This window comes from Streptomyces sp. B1I3 (assembly GCF_030816615.1).
Lineage (GTDB): Bacteria > Actinomycetota > Actinomycetes > Streptomycetales > Streptomycetaceae > Streptomyces.
Genome location: NZ_JAUSYD010000001.1, coordinates 6,035,666 through 6,051,565 on the forward strand (window position 1 = coordinate 6,035,666; position 15,900 = coordinate 6,051,565).

Genomic DNA, 15,900 nt, shown 5'->3' on the forward strand with positions numbered 1-15,900 from the left:
CCCCGCGGAGCGGTGTGCGGAAGCCGAGGCCGGACGGAAGACGGGGAGCGTGCCGTGAACGCGACAGGGCAGGGGACCGCCGGCAGCGCGCCGTGGGGTGAGAGCGTCGCCCGCCGGGCCAGAGTGCGCGGCACCCTGCTGGGCGGCGCGATCGGGGACGCGCTCGGCAACCCGGTGGAGTTCCTCTCGATCGACGGCATCCGCCGCGCCTACGGGGAACGGGGTGTGCGTGAGCTCGTCGCGGACGCGGACGGGGTCGTCGGGCGGATCACGGACGACACGCAGATGACGCTCTTCACGGCCGAAGGGCTGATCAGAGCCCGCGCCCGGGCCCGCTCCACAGGCATCGGCGGCGCGGAGGCCGCGATCGTGCGCAACGCCTACCTGCGCTGGCTCGACACCCAGAACCACCCCGCCCCGCCCGCGCGCGGCGGCGGCAGCGCCGTACGGACCGGGTGGCTGAGGCAGCAGCCCTGGCTGTACGCGCGCCGGGCGCCCGGCAACGCCTGTCTCACGGGACTCGCGGCCGGCCACGCCCCCGACGACGGCGCGCCCCTCGATGTGCCGGGGCCGGTCAACCCGCAGTCCAAGGGCTGCGGCACGGTGATGAGATCCGCGCCGTTCGGCCTGCTGGGCGACGACCCGGCGACAGCCTTCCGGCTGGCCGCCCGGTGTGCGCAGATCACCCACGGCCACCCCACCGGGGCATTCGCGGCGGGCGCGCTCGCCGCGATCGTCGCGCACCTCCTGGAGGGCGACTCCCCGGCGGGTGCCGTACTGCGTGCGATGGAACTGCTGGGCCGCCACCACGGCCACGATGAGACGACTGCCGCCCTGCGCGCCGCCGTCGACCTGGCCGCACGGGGCGGGCCGACGGCCGAGCGGGTGGAGTCACTGGGAGCGGGCTGGGTTGCCGAGGAGGCCCTGGCCATCGCCGTGTACTGCGCGCTGGTGTTCCCGCAGGAGCACGAGATGGCCGAGGCGCTGCTGCTCTCCGTCAACCACTCCGGTGACAGCGACTCCACCGGTTCGATCTGCGGGAACCTGCTCGGGGCGCGTCACGGTGACGTACGGCTGCCCGCGTCCTGGCTGGCCGCGGTCGAGGGGCGGTCCGTGATCGCCGAGCTCGCGGACGATCTGTGCATGGAGTCCGAGCAGCCGGTCACGTGGCCCGAAGGACGCTACCCGGAGTGCTGATCCGCCTCCGGCGGGCCTCCCCGCCGGGGACGGGGGCGGGTGCGGTCGCGCCGAGGAGCCCGTGAGGCCGGAGCAACGCGGTCCTTCCTGCGGCGATGAGTTCCGCGACCGGGTACGGTCCACCTCTCCGTGAACGCCGAGAAGGCGCAGCGGCCCGAAGCCGCCGCCGCATCGGCGCACGCCGCCCCGACGTCCTCCGAGGAGACCTCCATGCCCGCGAACACCCCCGCCTCCTTCCCGGTGCCGGTATCCGCCGTCCCGCGCCGCAACCGGGCCGCGACCGCCCTGACCGTGGCCCGCGTCGTCCTCGCCCTCTTCCTGGGCTTCAGCGCGGCGGCCAAGCTCGGCGCGCACGAGTCCGCCGTGGCGTCCTTCGACCGGATGGGCTGGAGCGATACGGCGATGTACACGATCGGCGCACTGGAGATGGCGGGCGCCGTCGCCCTGCTGATTCCGCTGCTGGCCGGAGTCGCGGCGCTCGCCCTGGCCGGTCTGCTGGCCGGTGCGGCGATCGTCCAGCTGACGCTCCTGGACCCGCCGAACGCGCCCATGCCGGCCCTGCTGGTCGTCGTGGTCCTGCTGATCGCCCGGGACCGCAGGGAGCGGACCGCGGAGCTGTTCGCTCTGCTCCGGGGACGTGGCCGTGCGGAGCGCGGCGGTCAGTGAACGAACCGATAGCTGCGCCACGGCAGGGCGCGCGGGGAGTTGACGTCGGCGAGCGTGGTGGCCACGTAGGTGGTTCCACCGCCGGTGCAGTCGCGGGTGCGGTACAGGACCATGTCGATCAAGGTCCGGTTCTCGACCTCGTGCGCACCGGCGGGTGCCATCCGGTGGCACCCCTTCACCGACGGGCTGTGCACGCTGACGACCCGGTCGCGCCCGGTGGTGTAGACGACCGGCCCGACAGCGGTGCGCCCCAGGCCGGAGCAGCCCGAGACGGTGAGGGTGAGCACGGCCGCGCCGGCGGCGATGCCGGCGCGGCGCCGGCGGCGGAGGTCGGTGGGGGCGGCTGTCGCGGTGACGGACATGGCGGGGTCCTCGTCTGCTCGTCCGGCTCATCGGTACGTCACAGAGACGTGCTGGCGCTGGCCACCCTGCCTGTTCCCGGGAGGCCGGGCATCCGGTGCGCGGCCGACCGGGGCCACCGGCACCCGGACAGAGGTTCGACGGGTGCGCAAACCGGGCATATCGTGGTAACAGGCGTCCAGGGGCGCCGGAACCCACTGTCGGACGCAGGGGGCCGTGATGGTCGAGGAGTTGGTGATCGCAGCGGCGGCGGCGGGCTCGGGTGTCGTCGTCTACACCATGGCGGCGGCCCGGGTGGTGAAACAGTACGAGCGGGGCGTGGTGCTCCGGCTCGGCCGGTTGCACGACCGTGTGCGCGCCCCCGGTTTCACGTTGATCGTCCCCGTCGTGGACCGGCTCCGCAAAGTGAACATGCAGATAGTGACGATGCCCGTCCCCGCGCAGGACGGGATCACCAGGGACAACGTCACGGTGCGCGTGGACGCCGTCATCTACTTCAAGGTCGTCGACCCGGCCAGCGCCGTGATCCAGGTGGAGGACTACAGGTTCGCGGTCTCGCAGATGGCGCAGACGTCCCTGCGGTCGATCATCGGCAAGAGCGACCTGGACGACCTGCTGTCGGACAGGGAGAAGCTGAACCAAGGGCTGGAACTGATGATCGACAGCCCGGCGGTGGGCTGGGGCGTGCAGATCGACCGCGTGGAGATCAAGGACGTGTCGCTCCCGGAGACCATGAAGCGCTCCATGGCCCGGCAGGCCGAGGCCGACCGGGAGCGGCGCGCGAGGGTCATCAACGCGGACGCGGAACTCCAGGCGTCGAAGAAGCTGGCCCAGGCGGCCCACGAGATGTCCAGCCAGCCGGCGGCGCTGCAACTCCGCCTGCTGCAGACGGTGGTCGCGGTCGCGGCCGAGAAGAACTCCACACTCGTGCTGCCGTTCCCCGTCGAGCTGCTCCGGTTCCTGGAACGGGCGCAGTCAGGGCAGCAGCCGCAGGTGCCGCAGCCCCCGGCCGAGGCACGGGAGCCGCAGGACGCGCCGGGCCGGCACGCGGCGGAGCCGGGGCCGGACCGGGTGGAGCCCTCCGGTACCGGGTCGCCGGTGCCTGATCCGCATGCCCCCGACCCGCTCGCCGCCCGGGATCCGCTCGCCCCCGACCCGCTCGGCCCGGCATCTCCCTTGCCTGACCCGCTCTCGCCTGACCCGCTCTCGCCCGATCCGCTCGCGCCCGATCCGGTGCTTCCCGATCCCCTGCGGCCCGCGTCGCCGCCCGACCGGCCGCGCGCCGATCCGCCGAGCGACTCCCGCACGGATCCGTACCCGCCGGGCTGAGTCCGGCTCCGCCCGCTCCGCGCCGCGTGCACACGGCCGGGGCGGGCGTTGTCGTACCCCCCGCCTAGACTCGCCGGAACAGCGGCGACACGACCGGACCAGGCCGAAAGGGGCGGTGGACATGGCACAGCGGCAGCACGACGCGACCGCCGACCGGCTGCTCCGGTGCGCGGCGGTCTTCCTGCCGGCCGAGCTGCCGAGGGACGGCCGCGTGGCCTTCTGGGACCCCGAGGGGACGGCCGACCTCACGGGTGCCGAAGCCCCGTCGTCCGGAGCGGCCGCCGACGGTGGGGGAGCCGTTCCCGCCGCCTCCGAGCTGACGGTCCTCGTACGGGACGGCGCGGGCGGTGCCCGCCGCCGCACGGTGCCCGCCCTGCTGCTCCCCGTCGCTGACGCGGTGCCTCTGCTCGCCAGGGCCCGCCACCGGGCCGTGGCACACCCGGCCACCCGCGCCTGGGGCGCGGCGGCGCTGCACGCGCTCACGCTGGTGGCGCGCGGCAGGCTGCTGCCCGGACTGACCGCCGAGGACCACGACGCCTGGCGGGCCGGACCGCGCGATGCCGAGGACATCGCCCACCTGAGAGCCGTCGCCGCCTCGATGCCGCCCGAGGGACACGCGGTCCCGCTGGACGGCATGCCCCTGCGGGTCCCCGAGATCCAGGCCCTGCTCGGCGCCTTCCTCGACGCCGTCGCCGACACCCTGCCCCGCACCCCTGCCGCGGCCCATGCCATGGGGGCGCCCTTCGCCGCCTTCGAGGCCCAGCATCTCCCCGGTGCCCGCGCCTGGGCCGTCGATGTGGCCGCCGGACTCGACGCGGGAGTGCGAGTCTCCCTCCGCCTCGACCTGTCCGCGTACGACCTCTTCGAACCCTCCGCCCCCGCCATGCCGGCGGACGCGGACGAGGAGACGTACGCGCCGGCGCCCGCCCCCCGCCGTGCGGCCGCCGCCGTCACCCAGGTGCACAGCCTCGCCGACCCCACCTACGTCACCGACGCGGCCACGCTGTGGAGCGGCGGGGCCGGTGAGCCGTTCGGGCCGAGGGCCAGGATCGACGCGGTGCTCGCGCTGCGCCGCGCCGCCCGGATCTGGCCCCCGCTGGAGAGACTGCTCGACCAGCCCGTCCCCGATGTGCTCGCCCTCACCGAGGACGAGCTGTACGAGCTGCTCGGCCGGTCCGGAGCCCGGCTCGCCGAGGCCGGGGTGGTCGTCCACTGGCCGCGCGAGCTGGCCCGTTCGCTCACCGCCGCGGCCGTCGTCCGGCCCGCGCCGGGATCGGCCACCGACGGCACCTCCTTCTTCGACGCCGAGCAGCTCTTCGCGTTCGACTGGCAGCTGTCCCTCGGCGACGAGCAGCTCACCGAGGCCGAGATGGACACACTGGCCGAGGCCCACCGGCCGGTGGTGCGCCTGCGTGACCAGTGGGTGGTCGTCGACCCCGCGCTCGTGCGCAAGGCCCGCAAACGCGAGCTCGGACTGCTCGACCCGGTCGACGCCCTCGCCGTCGTCCTGACCGGCAGTGCCGAGATCGACGGCGAACAGGTCGAGGCCGTGCCCGTCGGCGCCCTCGCCGAGCTCCGCGCGCGCGTGCTGGACGAGGACGCCACCCTCCCGCCGCCGCCCGGGCTCGACGCCACGCTCCGCGACTACCAGCTGCGTGGGCTGGCCTGGCTGGACCGGATGACGTCCCTCGGCCTCGGCGGCTGCCTCGCCGACGACATGGGCCTGGGCAAGACCATCACCGTCATCGCCCTCCACCTGCACCGCGCCCATGCCGCACCCACCCTCGTGGTCTGCCCCGCCTCCCTCCTCGGCAACTGGCACCGCGAGATCAACCGCTTCGCGCCCGGCGTCCCCGTGCGCCGCTTCCACGGCGCCGACCGCTCCCTCACCGACCCGGACGGCGGCTTCGTCCTCACGACCTACGGCACGATGCGCTCCAGCGCGGAGCAGCTCGCCGCACACACCTGGGGCCTCGTCGTCGCCGACGAGGCCCAGCACGTCAAGAATCCGCACTCCTCCACGGCCAGGGCGCTGCGCACCATCCCGGCCCCGGCGCGCGTCGCGCTCACCGGCACGCCCGTCGAGAACAACCTCTCGGAGCTCTGGGCGCTGCTCGACTGGACCACCCCCGGGCTGCTCGGCCCGCTGAAGGCCTTCCGGGCCCGGCACGCCCGGATCGTCGAGAACACCGGCACCGCCGCCGGCCTGGGCAACGACGAAGCGGTCGAGCGGCTCTCCCGGCTGGTCCGCCCCTTCCTGCTGCGCCGTAAGAAGTCCGATCCGGGCATCGCACCCGAGCTGCCGCCCAAGACCGTGACCGATCACCCCGTCTTCCTCACCCGGGAGCAGGCCACGCTGTACGAGGCCGCCGTTCGGGAGACGATGGCGTCCATCGAGCAGTCCGAAGGCATCACCCGCCGAGGGCTGGTCATGAAGCTGCTGGGCTCGCTCAAGCAGATCTGCAACCACCCCGCGCAGTACCTGAAGGAGGAGCCGACCCGGCTCGCCGGACGCTCGGGAAAGCTCGCCCTGCTCGACGAGCTCCTCGACACGATCCTCTCCGAGGACGGCTCCGTCCTGATCTTCACCCAGTACGTGTCGATGGCCGGCCTGCTCTCCGCCCACCTGGCCTCCAGGGGCATACCTTCCCAACTGCTGCACGGCGGTACGCCGGTGCCCGAGCGGGAGCGCATGGTGGACCGCTTCCAGTCCGCCGAGGTCCCCGTCTTCCTGCTCTCCCTCAAGGCGGCCGGCACCGGCCTGAACCTCACCCGGGCGGCCCACGTCGTCCACTACGACCGATGGTGGAACCCTGCCGTCGAGGAGCAGGCCACCGACCGTGCCTACCGCATCGGCCAGACCCAGCCCGTGCAGGTGCACCGGCTGATCGCGGAGGGCACCGTCGAGGACCGGATCGGTGAACTGCTGGAATCCAAGCGGGCCCTCGCCGACGCGGTGCTCGGCTCGGGCGAGGCCGCCCTGACCGAGCTCAGCGACCGTGATCTGGCCGACCTCGTCTCGCTGCGGAGGACGTCGTGAGTCCCGCCGCGGGCCCCCGCCCCGCCGCCCGCCCCGGCCCCGACGACCTGCGGCGTACCTTCGAAGCGGTGCCCGCCCGGGCCTCGCACGGTGACGGGCCCTTCGCGGACAGCTGGTGGGGGCGGGCCTGGGTGGACGCCCTGGAGGCCCTGTCCATGGACGAGGGGCGGCTGGCCCGCGGCCGTACGTACGCCGACGGTGGCCACGTCGCCGCGATCACCGTCACCCCCGGCCGGGTCATCGCCTACGTCCACGGCAGCCGCCCCCGCCCGTACCGCGCCGAGCTCAGGCTGCGTACGTTCTCCGCCTCCGACTGGGACACGCTCCTGGACGCCGTCGCGGCACGGCCCGGGCACCTGTCCGCGCTGCTCGACAAGGAGATGCCGCACTCCCTGGTCGACACGGCGGGGGAGACCGGCATACGGCTGCTGCCCGCCGCCGGCGACCTCGATCCCGACTGTTCCTGCCCGGACCGCGGCTGGCCCTGCAAACACGTGGCGGCGCTCTGCTACCAGACGGCACGGCTCCTGGACAGTGACCCGTTCGTCCTCCTGCTGATGCGTGGCCGGGGCGAGCGCGAGCTCCTCGACGAGCTGGGCCGCCGCAACGCGGAGCACTCCGCCCGTGAGCGTTCCGCCCCTCCCGTCATGCCCTCCGTCTCGGCCGGTGAAGCCCTGGCCGACCGCTTCCTCCCACCGCTGCCCGCGCCCCTTCCCCTGCCGCCGCACCCGGGTGGGCCGCCGTCCTACCCGGAGCTGCCCGGGGGCCGGGACCCGCTGGCCCTGGACCACCTCGCCTCGGACGCGGCGGCCCGGGCCCACACCCTCCTGACGACGGGCGAGGACCCGCTCGCCGGGCTCACGACCTGGCAGGACGCGGTGCGTATCGCCGCGTCCCGCCCCACGGCGGGGCTCACCGCCACGACCCGGGCGCTCTACCGCGAACTGGCCTTCGCCACCGGCCGCAGCACCACGGACCTGGCCCGCGCCGTCGCCGCCTGGCGGCAGGGCGGCGCAGAGGGCCTGGCCGTCCTGGAGACTGCCTGGGATCCGCCCGCGGGCCCGTTCGACCGGGCCCGCCCCGCCCTCGCGGCTGCCGGGTTTCCACGCTTCCAGCCCCGGCGCAACCACCTGACCAACGCCGCCGGTACGCTCCAGCTCCGCTTCGGCCACGACAGCCGCTGGTACGGCTACGAGTCGGACCCGGGCGAGGACGACTGGTGGCCCCGGTCCGCCCCGGACACCGACCCGGTGGGCGCACTCAGCGCGCTCCGCGGCTGACGCGGCCTCAGGCGAAGGCGTAGACGAGCACCACGATCAGTACGAGGGCGCACAGGGGCAGCATCACCCGGCGGGCCTTGCTGAACGCCTCGTTCTCCTGCTGGGAGAGTCCACGGTCGGCACCGTGGACGGTGGCCAGGTGTTCTCCTGCCATGTCGATGATTTTCCGCCTGGTCAGCAGGGAGGGTGACCAGTCGCAGTGCGCGCAGACCAGAAAGTCGCGGTACGGGTCGTACCGGAAGTCCCACTCGATGTTCACCGTGAAGACCTGGTCCCCGGGCCCGAGGGCGGTGAAGTGGCGTATCGGCGTCCCCATGTGCATCGCTCCCGTGCCCGTCGGTGTCCCTGCGCGCTCGTGTCCGGCGGCGGAACACTACCGAACGTGGGCAGGGCGGGTCCGGTCACCCGGGCGGCGCAGCCGGCAGCCCGCCCGGGACCCGGGAGCCGACGGGCGCGGGCCTCCACAGCAGGCGGGGGTACGGATCGTCCCCGGGGCGGTCCGGAACCGCCCGCGCGGACGACGTGTCACGCCGGGGCCGCGCCTTCTCCCCTGTCCCGCACCGCAGCCCGGGACAGGGACACACCGCGGCCCGCGAAGAAGCGTTCGAATACCGGTAGCGGCAGCGTGGCCGCGCGTGTGGCCGCCGTCGTCCCCGAGGGGTTGTGGAAGTGCACGCCCTTCCCGTCCGCGGAGCGGGCGCTCACCAGCACGAGATGCCCACCCCGCCCCGGAGCCGGCCGGTCCGGATGCCGGATCCCGTAGTGGACCGAGGCCATCACGCTCCGGCCCTCGTCGAGCAGACGCACGATCCCGGTGGGGGAGAGGTCCCGGTGGACGACCGCGTCGAGGCCGTGGACCTCGGCCACGTACTCGGCGAAGGGGGCGTAGACCAGCCCCTTGATCAGACCCTGGGAGTCCTCGGTGTACCCCCCGTACCTCAGTGCCCCGTCGCGCAGCGCGAACAAGGCCGGAGCCCCGGTGCCCAGTGCCATGCGCAGGCAGGTCATACCGCACAGATGGCCTGCCCAGCGGGCGTATTCGGCGGGCGAAGCGGCGCCCGAACCCGCCCAGCCCGGATCCTTCGCCGGATCGAGACCGCCCTCGACGATCGGCCCCACCAGGCCGGGGGAGGCGAACTGCGTCAGCACGGGAAGACGACACTCCGGGCAGCTCACTGGCGGTACCCGCTGAGGAAGCGCCCGATGCGGCTGATCGCCGCGTCCAGGTCGTCGGCCTGGGGCAGGGTGAGGATGCGGAAGTGGTCCGGGCGCGGCCAGTTGAAGCCGGTGCCCTGCACCACCTGGATCTTCTCGCGCAACAGCAGGTCGAGGACGAACCGCTCGTCGTCGACGATCGGGTGCACCTTCGGGTCGATGCGCGGGAAGGCGTACAGCGCGCCCTTCGGCTTGACGCACGACACCCCGGGGATCTCGTTCAACCGCTCCCAGGCCCGGTTGCGCTGCTCGTGGAGCCTGCCGCCAGGAGCGACCAGTTCCCGGATCGACTGCCGGCCGCCGAGGGCCGCCTGGATCGCGTACTGCGCCGGGGCGTTGGGGCACAGCCGCATGGAGGCGAGCGTGGTGAGCCCCTCCAGGTAGTTGCGGGCGTGCTGCTGAGGGCCCGACACCACCATCCAGCCCGAGCGGAACCCCGCGACCCGGTACGTCTTGGACAGCCCGCTGAAGGTGAGGCAGAGCAGGTCCGGGGCGAGGACCGCCACGCTGTGGTGCTCGGCGTCGTCGTAGAGGATCTGGTCGTAGATCTCGTCGGCGAACACCATCAGGCCGTGCCTGCGCGCCAGGTCGAGCATGCCCTCGAGGATCTCGCGCGGGTAGACGGCGCCCGTCGGGTTGTTGGGGTTGATGATCACCATGGCCCTGGTGCGGTCGGTGATCTTGGAGGCCATGTCGGCGAGGTCCGGGTTCCAGTCGGCGGCCTCGTCGCAGGTGTAGTGCACGGCCTTGCCGCCGGCGAGTGTGGTGACGGCGGTCCACAGCGGGTAGTCGGGGCTCGGGATCAAGACCTCGTCGCCGTCCTCCAGCAGCGCCTGGACGGCCATGGAGATCAGCTCGGAGACACCGTTGCCGAGATAGATGTCGTCGACGTCGACATCGGCCAGACCCATCGCCTGGTAGCGCTGCGCCACGGCGCGGCGCGCGGAGAGGATGCCGCGCGAGTCGGTGTAGCCGTGTGCCTTGGGGAGCATCCGGATCATGTCCTGGACGATCTCCTCCGGGGCCTCGAAACCGAAGAGCGCCGGATTGCCCGTGTTGAGGCGGAGCACGCTGTGGCCCGCCTCCTCCAGGGCGTCGGCCTGTTCGATGACCGGCCCCCGGATCTCGTAACAGACCTCGTTGAGCTTGCTGGACTGCCGGAATTCCATGCGGTGCCTCCCCGACCCGAATTGCGATACTTGGTTTTACCAAGCTGGAGCTTGGAAAGTCCAACAACATGTCTAGACTGCGTCGTATGCCACGTCAGCAGCAGCCAGCAGCACGCCCCGCCCGCCGCCGCAGTTACGACCAGTTCTGCGCCGCCGCCCGGGCCCTCGACTCCGTCGGTGACCGGTGGACACTGCTGATCGTGCGTGAACTGCTGGCCGGGCCGCGCCGCTACACCGACCTGCACGCCGATCTGCCCGGAGTCAGCACGGACGTACTGGCCTCCCGGCTCAGGGACATGGAGCAGGGCGGCCTGGCCGTGCGCCGCCGGCTGCCGCCACCGGCCTCCGCCGCCGTGTACGAACTGACCGAGCACGGCCGAGGCCTGCTGCCGGTCCTCACCGCGCTCGCCGGGTGGGGCGCTCCCGCCCTGACCGAACGCCGCCCCACGGACGCCGTGCGGGCCCACTGGTTCGCCCTGCCCCTGCTGCGCGCGCTGGACGGCCTCACGCACGCCGGAGTCGTCGAAGTGCGGCTGGACGAAGGGGAGTTCCACTTCCGCACGGGCGTGGACGCGGCAGCGGGCGACGCCTACGGGTACGGCCCAGCGGCGCATCCGGACGCCTGCGTCGTACTGGACGCGGAGCTCTGCCTGGCGCTGGGCCGCGGTGACCTGACCCTCGCCCAGGCGGTCGGGGAGGGCAGGGCCCAGGTGCTGGGCGAAGGCCCGCTCGCCGCCGAACTGCGCGGTGGCCGGCCGGCAGGCCCCTGACGGCGGTGGGGGTAACCCCCGCCCGCCGCACGGTCGTTCGGCTGTCGTGTCCCGGGCGGCGGACTCCACGACGACACGGACGCGGTGCACCGCCCGGCGCCTGCACGGGCGAGCCCGCGCCTCAGTCGGCGGCTGTCTCGCCGTACGCGCCGAAACCGGTGACGACCAGGCCGTCGCGGAAGGTCAGTACCTCGCTCAACCGGCCGCCGATCTGGTTGCGGTGGTCGATCACCAGGGAGTCCACACCCGCCCGCACGTCGATCACTTCGAACCTCAGGTCCGGGATCTTCTCCAGCCCGGCCGCCCAGTACGCGCGCAGGGCGGCCTTGCCGTGCACGGTGCCTGCCGGATCGCCCGTCAGCCGGGTGATCATGGGCGAACTGAAGCTCACGTCGTCGTGGTGATGCGCGAGGATGCGGTCCAGATCGTGGGAGTTCCAGTCGTCCTGCCACCGCGCTGCGAACCGGCGGGCCACATCAAGATCCATACCGACCGTGATGCGCCAGGGGCATGATTGACGGGTGCGATTCGAACCGATCACCTGGGAACGGCTGGCCCGATCCCTGGCCGAGCACGCCGACGGCCTCCGGCCGGCCGACGGCGGCCCCTGGCTGAAGGTCGGCGTCGACGGCGCTCCGGCCGCCCGGCCCGGGGACCAGGCCGCCCGCGTCGCCGAGGCGCTGCGGGCGCGGGGCCGCGCCGTGCTCACCATCTCCACCGGCGGCTTCCTGCGCCCGGCGAGTCTGCGCTTCGAGTACGGCAGGGAGGACCCCGACTCCTACGCCGACAGCTGGTTCGACACCGGAGCCCTGTGGCGCGAGGTGTTCCGCCCGCTGGAGCCGGGCGGCAGCGGCCGGGTCCTGCCCGACCTCTGGGACCCTGTGACGGACCGGGCGACCCGGAGCCCGTACCGGACGCTGCCGGAGGGCGGGGTGCTGATCCTGCACGGCCCGTTGCTCCTCGGGCACTGGTTCCCCTTCGACCTCAGCGTCCATATCGGCCTCTCTCCGGGTGCGCTGCGACGGCGTACGGAGGAGGGCGAGCAGTGGACGCTGCCGGCCTTCGCACGGTACGAGGACGAGGTGGCGCCGGCCGACCGCGCGGATGTGACCGTACGCGCCGACGATCCGAACCACCCGGCGTGGACCGGGCCGGGAACCTGAGCCTCTCGTCCGCGTCCTGGGGCGTCCGCATCCTCCTGGGCCCGTGCCCAGGAGCCGCAACCTCGCCGCGTCGCCTTCGGCTGCCGGGGCTCCATCCCCGGGCTCTCCCGGCTTCGCTCCAGCAGGGGAGAGCCCGACCGCGCCTTCCTCCGCCTCGCGTTGCACGATTCCAGGCCCGCCCCTTGGTCCGGTCCGATCGATGACGAAGAACCCGGGCGCATCCGCTCCGACCCGGCCTGCACCGGGCTCCCGGCGTCCGGGCTTCCGGCGTCGGCGTCCGGGTCGGCCGGACGGAAGACCCCGGCCGTCAGGGGCGGGGCCCCGGGCGGCCGCCGACCAGGGAGACCGCCTCGGCCCCTGCCCGGCAGCCCTCCGTGGCGGCCGCCGCCTCGTCCGCCCCCGCGATCAGGGCCGCGAGGAATCCGCCGGTGAAGGCGTCCCCCGCGCCCGTCGAGTCCACCGGGTCCCGGACGTCCGCCGCCGGGACGCGTGCGGTCACCGCGCCCCCGGCCGCGAGCAGGACGCCCAGGTCCCCGAGGGTCACGGCGACCCGGCCGGCGTGCCGGCTCAGCTTGGCCGCGGCGTCGGCCGGGTCCGGCAGCCCGGTCAGCTCCCGGGCCTCGTCCGCGTTGGGCAGGAGCAGGTCCACGCCCTCGACCAGGTCGAGGAAGGAGGCTGCCCCCAGCTCCGAGAGGAAGCCCGCCGAGGCAGGGTCCACGCTCACCGGGACACCGCGCCGACGGGCTTCCCGGATGGCGAGGAGAGCCGTCGCCCGGCTCGTCGGCGCGAAGAGGAGGTAGCCGGACACATGGAGCCGGGCGACACCGTCGAGCAGTGGCGTCGACCAGTCGCCGGGGGCCAGCCGCAGGACGGCCCCGGCATCGGTGAGGAAGGTGCGCTGGGCCGAGGGGTCGACCAGGGCCACCACGGTTCCGGTCGGCACCTCCTCGTCCACGGCCAGCAGCGGACGTACGCCCGCCCGCCGCAGCGCGTCCGCGTGCCAGTCCGCGGACCCGGCCCCGGCCCGTGCGAGCAGCCGTACGTCACGGCAGCCCGAACGCGCCGCCCAGCACGCGACGTTGGCGCCCGCTCCGCCCGGCAGCGTACGGATGCTCGCCGGCGTGTCCGTGCCGTGGGCCGGCGTCCGGCTGTGGCGTACGACGACATCGGTGACCACCTCCCCGACGACGAGCAGGGCGCCCCCGGTCACCGGGCGGCCGCCGAGGCGATGAGGCCGGCGAGCCGCACGTTGCCGCGTACGGCCGCGAGGTTGGCCTCCAGTGACGCCCCGCCGGTCTCCCGCGTCAGGTACGCCAGGAGGAACGGCGTGACGGCCTGCCCCACGACCCCGTGCTCCCGGCAGGCGTCCAGGGCCTGGGCGAGCACCCGGTCGTGCACGACCGGGTCCAACTGCTCCGCCTCCGGTACGGGGTTGGCGACGATCAGTGCCGCAGGCGGGCCGCCCAGCGCCGCCCGGGCCCGCATCACCTCCACCACCTCCCGCGGCGTACCGGCCGTCCAGTCCACGGGTTCGCCCGAGCTGCTCAGGTAGAAGCCGGGGAACTCCGCCGTGCCGTAACCGAGCACGCCGACGCCGAGGGTCTCCAGGCGCTGCAGCGTGGCAGGCACGTCCAGGATCGACTTCACGCCGGCGCACACCACCGTGATGCCGGTCCGGGCGAGCAGGCGGAGATCCGCGGATTCGTCCTGGGTGTCCGTCCACTCCCGGTGTACGCCGCCGAGGCCGCCCGTCGCGAAGACCTCCAGGCCCGCCCGCGCGGCCAGGAACGCCGTCGCGGAGACGGTCGTCGCCCCGCTCGCGCCCAGCGCCAGCGCCGGTGCGAGGTCGCGGTGACCCAGCTTCCGCATCGCCGGGTCCTCGGCGACCCGCTCCAACTGCGCGGCCGTCAGGCCCACGTGCGCCCGGCCGTCCAGTACGGCGATCGTGGCGGGCACGGCTCCCGCCGCGCGTACGAGCTCTTCGAGCTCCCGCGCGACCGCCAGGTTGCGGGGGCGGGGCAGGCCGTGCGAGATGATCGTCGACTCCAGGGCGACGACGGGCCGGTGCCGGTCCAGGGCGTCCCGGACCTCGGCGGCGAGGACGGGGGAGTGGCGGCCGGTGTCCCGAGGGGCAGGTGCCGAGGGGTTGGTGGGCATGCCCCATCCCTGTCGCGGGCACGGTGGCCGCAAACCCGGAGGGACTAATCGCGCCGGCCGGGCAGACCCTTCCCGGCCACCGCGGCCGGCCGGTCGGCCGCCCGCCGCAGGGCGAGGGACGCCATCGGGAGCAGCAGGCAGGCGGCGGCCGCGTTCAGCCAGCCGTAACCGAACCGGGAAACGACCACTCCGGCGACCGCGCCTCCGACGCCCGCCGCCGTGTTCATCGTCAGGTCGGAGAGACCCTGGACGGCGGCGCGGGCGGCCTGTGGGACGGAGTCGGTGAGCAGGGCCGAACCGGCGACCAGACCGGCCGACCAGCCGAGGCCGAGGACGAACAGGCCCGCGGCGGTCCGGCCGTGCCCGCCGCCGGACGTGCCGGCCAGCAGCGCGGCGCAGCACAGCAGGCCGGCGGCGAGGCCGATGACGGCCGGCCGCCCGACCCGGTCGGTGAGCCGGCCCATCACGGGGGAGAAGGCGTACATGCCGGCGATGTGACCGCTGATGACCAGGCCGACGAGCTGGAGGCCCGCGCCGTGGTGCCCCAGGTGCACGGGAGTCATGACCATGATCGAGACCATGGTGGTGTGGGACACGGCGACGGTCACCAGCGCCAGCCTGGCCATCGGCGAGGCCCGCACCGCCGCGATGCCGGCCCGCAGCGAGCGGTGCTCCGGGCCGGTCTCCTGCGGGGCCAGGGCCCGGGCGGTGAGCAGCGGGTCGGGACGCAGCAGCACGGCGACCAGGAGGCCGGTGAGCAGGAAGATCGCCGCCGCCCAGGCGAACGGGCCGGCCGTCTCGGGCACCGACGTGTCCCGGAAGACCCGGCCCGCGGGCGCCGCGATGTTGGGGCCGAGTACCGAACCGATCGTGGTCGCCCAGATGACGGTCGAGATCGCCCGGCCCCGGCGGTCCGGCGCGGCCAGGTCGGCCGCGGCGAACCTGGCCTGGAGGTTGGCCGATGAGCCGGCGCCGAAACCCGCCATGCCGAGGAGCAGCAGCGGGAAGCTGCCCACCATGGTGGCGGTCACCACCAGCAGTGCGCCGGCAGCCCCGACGAGATAGGCGAGGACGAGCCCGGGGCGCCGGCCCCGCGAGGCCATCAGCGCGGCGAGCGGCAGCGACAACAGTGCCGTCCCCGCGACCGACGCGGTCGGCGCGAGCCCGGACAGGGCCTCGGAGCCGCTCACCTCCGTCGCCAGGACCGGGGCCAGGGCGATCCCGACGGGCACGCCGAGCCCGCCGAGTATCTGGCTGAGGATGAGGACGGCGGAGGTCCTGCGCTGCAGCGCGGGCAGGTCGGCGGCCGTGACAGGGGTGGCGGGGAGGGCGGTCGTCACCGCCGCAGTGTTTCAGGCCGTACGTCCGTGCGACACCGAGTTCGGCCGGCGCGCGCGCGGCGGGCGTCCCCCGGGCAGAAGACGATCTCCGGCCTGGGGATGACACCGACGACCCCCGGCCCGGTGAGCGCCCGACGACCCCCGGCCCGGTGATCGCACGGACCGGACGCCGCCGGGCCAGCCCTCCGGGAGTACTGCGGCGCTGTGGTCCACG

General features: G+C 74.1%; 15 protein-coding genes. 7 read left to right on the forward strand and 8 right to left on the reverse strand.

Going from position 1 to position 15,900, the window contains the following annotated elements:
- The first annotated feature begins 54 nt into the window (after nt 1–54).
- A complete protein-coding gene (locus QFZ58_RS27380; protein ID WP_307127562.1) occupies nt 55–1,197 on the forward strand; it encodes an ADP-ribosylglycohydrolase family protein in 1,143 nt (380 codons plus the stop codon).
- Between the two features lie 129 nt (nt 1,198–1,326).
- Nucleotides 1,327–1,863, forward strand: a complete 537-nt coding sequence (locus QFZ58_RS27385; protein ID WP_307127563.1) for a DoxX family protein — start codon at nt 1,327–1,329, stop codon at nt 1,861–1,863.
- Here QFZ58_RS27385 and QFZ58_RS27390 read toward each other — a convergent pair.
- The gene (locus QFZ58_RS27390) at nt 1,857–2,225 is read right to left on the reverse strand and encodes a hypothetical protein (protein WP_307127564.1); all 369 of its coding nucleotides are present in this window, start codon (nt 2,223–2,225) and stop codon (nt 1,857–1,859) included. The genes QFZ58_RS27385 and QFZ58_RS27390 overlap by 7 nt on opposite strands.
- 217 nt (nt 2,226–2,442) lie before the next feature.
- On the opposite strand from QFZ58_RS27390, the gene QFZ58_RS27395 reads away from it, so the two are divergent.
- The 3 genes from QFZ58_RS27395 to QFZ58_RS27405 all read left to right on the forward strand — a co-directional run bounded on the left by QFZ58_RS27395 (nt 2,443) and on the right by QFZ58_RS27405 (nt 7,872).
- A complete protein-coding gene (locus QFZ58_RS27395) occupies nt 2,443–3,552 on the forward strand; it encodes a slipin family protein (RefSeq protein ID WP_307127565.1) in 1,110 nt (369 codons plus the stop codon).
- 121 nt (nt 3,553–3,673) lie between these two features.
- The gene (locus tag QFZ58_RS27400) at nt 3,674–6,592 is read left to right on the forward strand and encodes a DEAD/DEAH box helicase (RefSeq protein ID WP_307127566.1); all 2,919 of its coding nucleotides are present in this window, start codon (nt 3,674–3,676) and stop codon (nt 6,590–6,592) included.
- Nucleotides 6,589–7,872 (forward strand): SWIM zinc finger family protein, encoded by a 1,284-nt coding sequence (locus tag QFZ58_RS27405; protein WP_307127567.1) that lies wholly within the window; start codon nt 6,589–6,591, stop codon nt 7,870–7,872. Before QFZ58_RS27400 ends, QFZ58_RS27405 begins: the two co-directional genes overlap by 4 nt.
- A gap of 7 nt (nt 7,873–7,879) precedes the next feature.
- Here the strand turns inward: QFZ58_RS27405 and QFZ58_RS27410 are convergent, their stop codons facing one another.
- The 3 genes from QFZ58_RS27410 to QFZ58_RS27420 form a co-directional block, all read right to left on the reverse strand.
- On the reverse strand, nt 7,880–8,188 hold the full coding sequence (locus QFZ58_RS27410) for a hypothetical protein (RefSeq protein WP_307127568.1): 309 nt from the start codon (nt 8,186–8,188) through the stop codon (nt 7,880–7,882).
- Nucleotides 8,189–8,397: 209 nt separating this feature from the next.
- Nucleotides 8,398–9,021, reverse strand: a complete 624-nt coding sequence (locus tag QFZ58_RS27415; RefSeq protein WP_373428597.1) for a peptidase — start codon at nt 9,019–9,021, stop codon at nt 8,398–8,400.
- Between the two features lie 23 nt (nt 9,022–9,044).
- The gene (locus QFZ58_RS27420; protein WP_307127570.1) at nt 9,045–10,256 is read right to left on the reverse strand and encodes a pyridoxal phosphate-dependent aminotransferase; all 1,212 of its coding nucleotides are present in this window, start codon (nt 10,254–10,256) and stop codon (nt 9,045–9,047) included.
- Nucleotides 10,257–10,342: 86 nt separating this feature from the next.
- On the opposite strand from QFZ58_RS27420, the gene QFZ58_RS27425 reads away from it, so the two are divergent.
- Nucleotides 10,343–11,026: a helix-turn-helix domain-containing protein gene (locus QFZ58_RS27425; RefSeq protein WP_307127571.1), complete on the forward strand. Its 684-nt coding sequence runs from the start codon at nt 10,343–10,345 to the stop codon at nt 11,024–11,026.
- 121 nt (nt 11,027–11,147) lie between these two features.
- Here QFZ58_RS27425 and QFZ58_RS27430 read toward each other — a convergent pair whose 3' ends face one another.
- Nucleotides 11,148–11,513, reverse strand: coding sequence for a nuclear transport factor 2 family protein (locus QFZ58_RS27430; protein ID WP_307127572.1), 366 nt, complete (start codon nt 11,511–11,513; stop codon nt 11,148–11,150).
- A gap of 34 nt (nt 11,514–11,547) precedes the next feature.
- On the opposite strand from QFZ58_RS27430, the gene QFZ58_RS27435 reads away from it, so the two are divergent.
- The gene (locus QFZ58_RS27435; protein WP_307127573.1) at nt 11,548–12,189 is read left to right on the forward strand and encodes a uridine kinase; all 642 of its coding nucleotides are present in this window, start codon (nt 11,548–11,550) and stop codon (nt 12,187–12,189) included.
- Nucleotides 12,190–12,496: 307 nt separating this feature from the next.
- On the opposite strand, the gene QFZ58_RS27440 is transcribed toward QFZ58_RS27435, so the two are convergent.
- From QFZ58_RS27440 to QFZ58_RS27450, 3 genes are read right to left on the reverse strand one after another with little or no spacing between them, the layout of a single operon-like run.
- Nucleotides 12,497–13,399, reverse strand: a complete 903-nt coding sequence (locus tag QFZ58_RS27440; protein WP_307127574.1) for a carbohydrate kinase family protein — start codon at nt 13,397–13,399, stop codon at nt 12,497–12,499.
- Nucleotides 13,396–14,346, reverse strand: coding sequence for a pseudouridine-5'-phosphate glycosidase (locus QFZ58_RS27445; RefSeq protein ID WP_307127575.1), 951 nt, complete (start codon nt 14,344–14,346; stop codon nt 13,396–13,398). Before QFZ58_RS27445 ends, QFZ58_RS27440 begins: the two co-directional genes overlap by 4 nt.
- Before the next feature lie 44 nt (nt 14,347–14,390).
- On the reverse strand, nt 14,391–15,686 hold the full coding sequence (locus QFZ58_RS27450; protein WP_307127576.1) for an MFS transporter: 1,296 nt from the start codon (nt 15,684–15,686) through the stop codon (nt 14,391–14,393).
- Nucleotides 15,687–15,900: the final 214 nt, after the last annotated feature.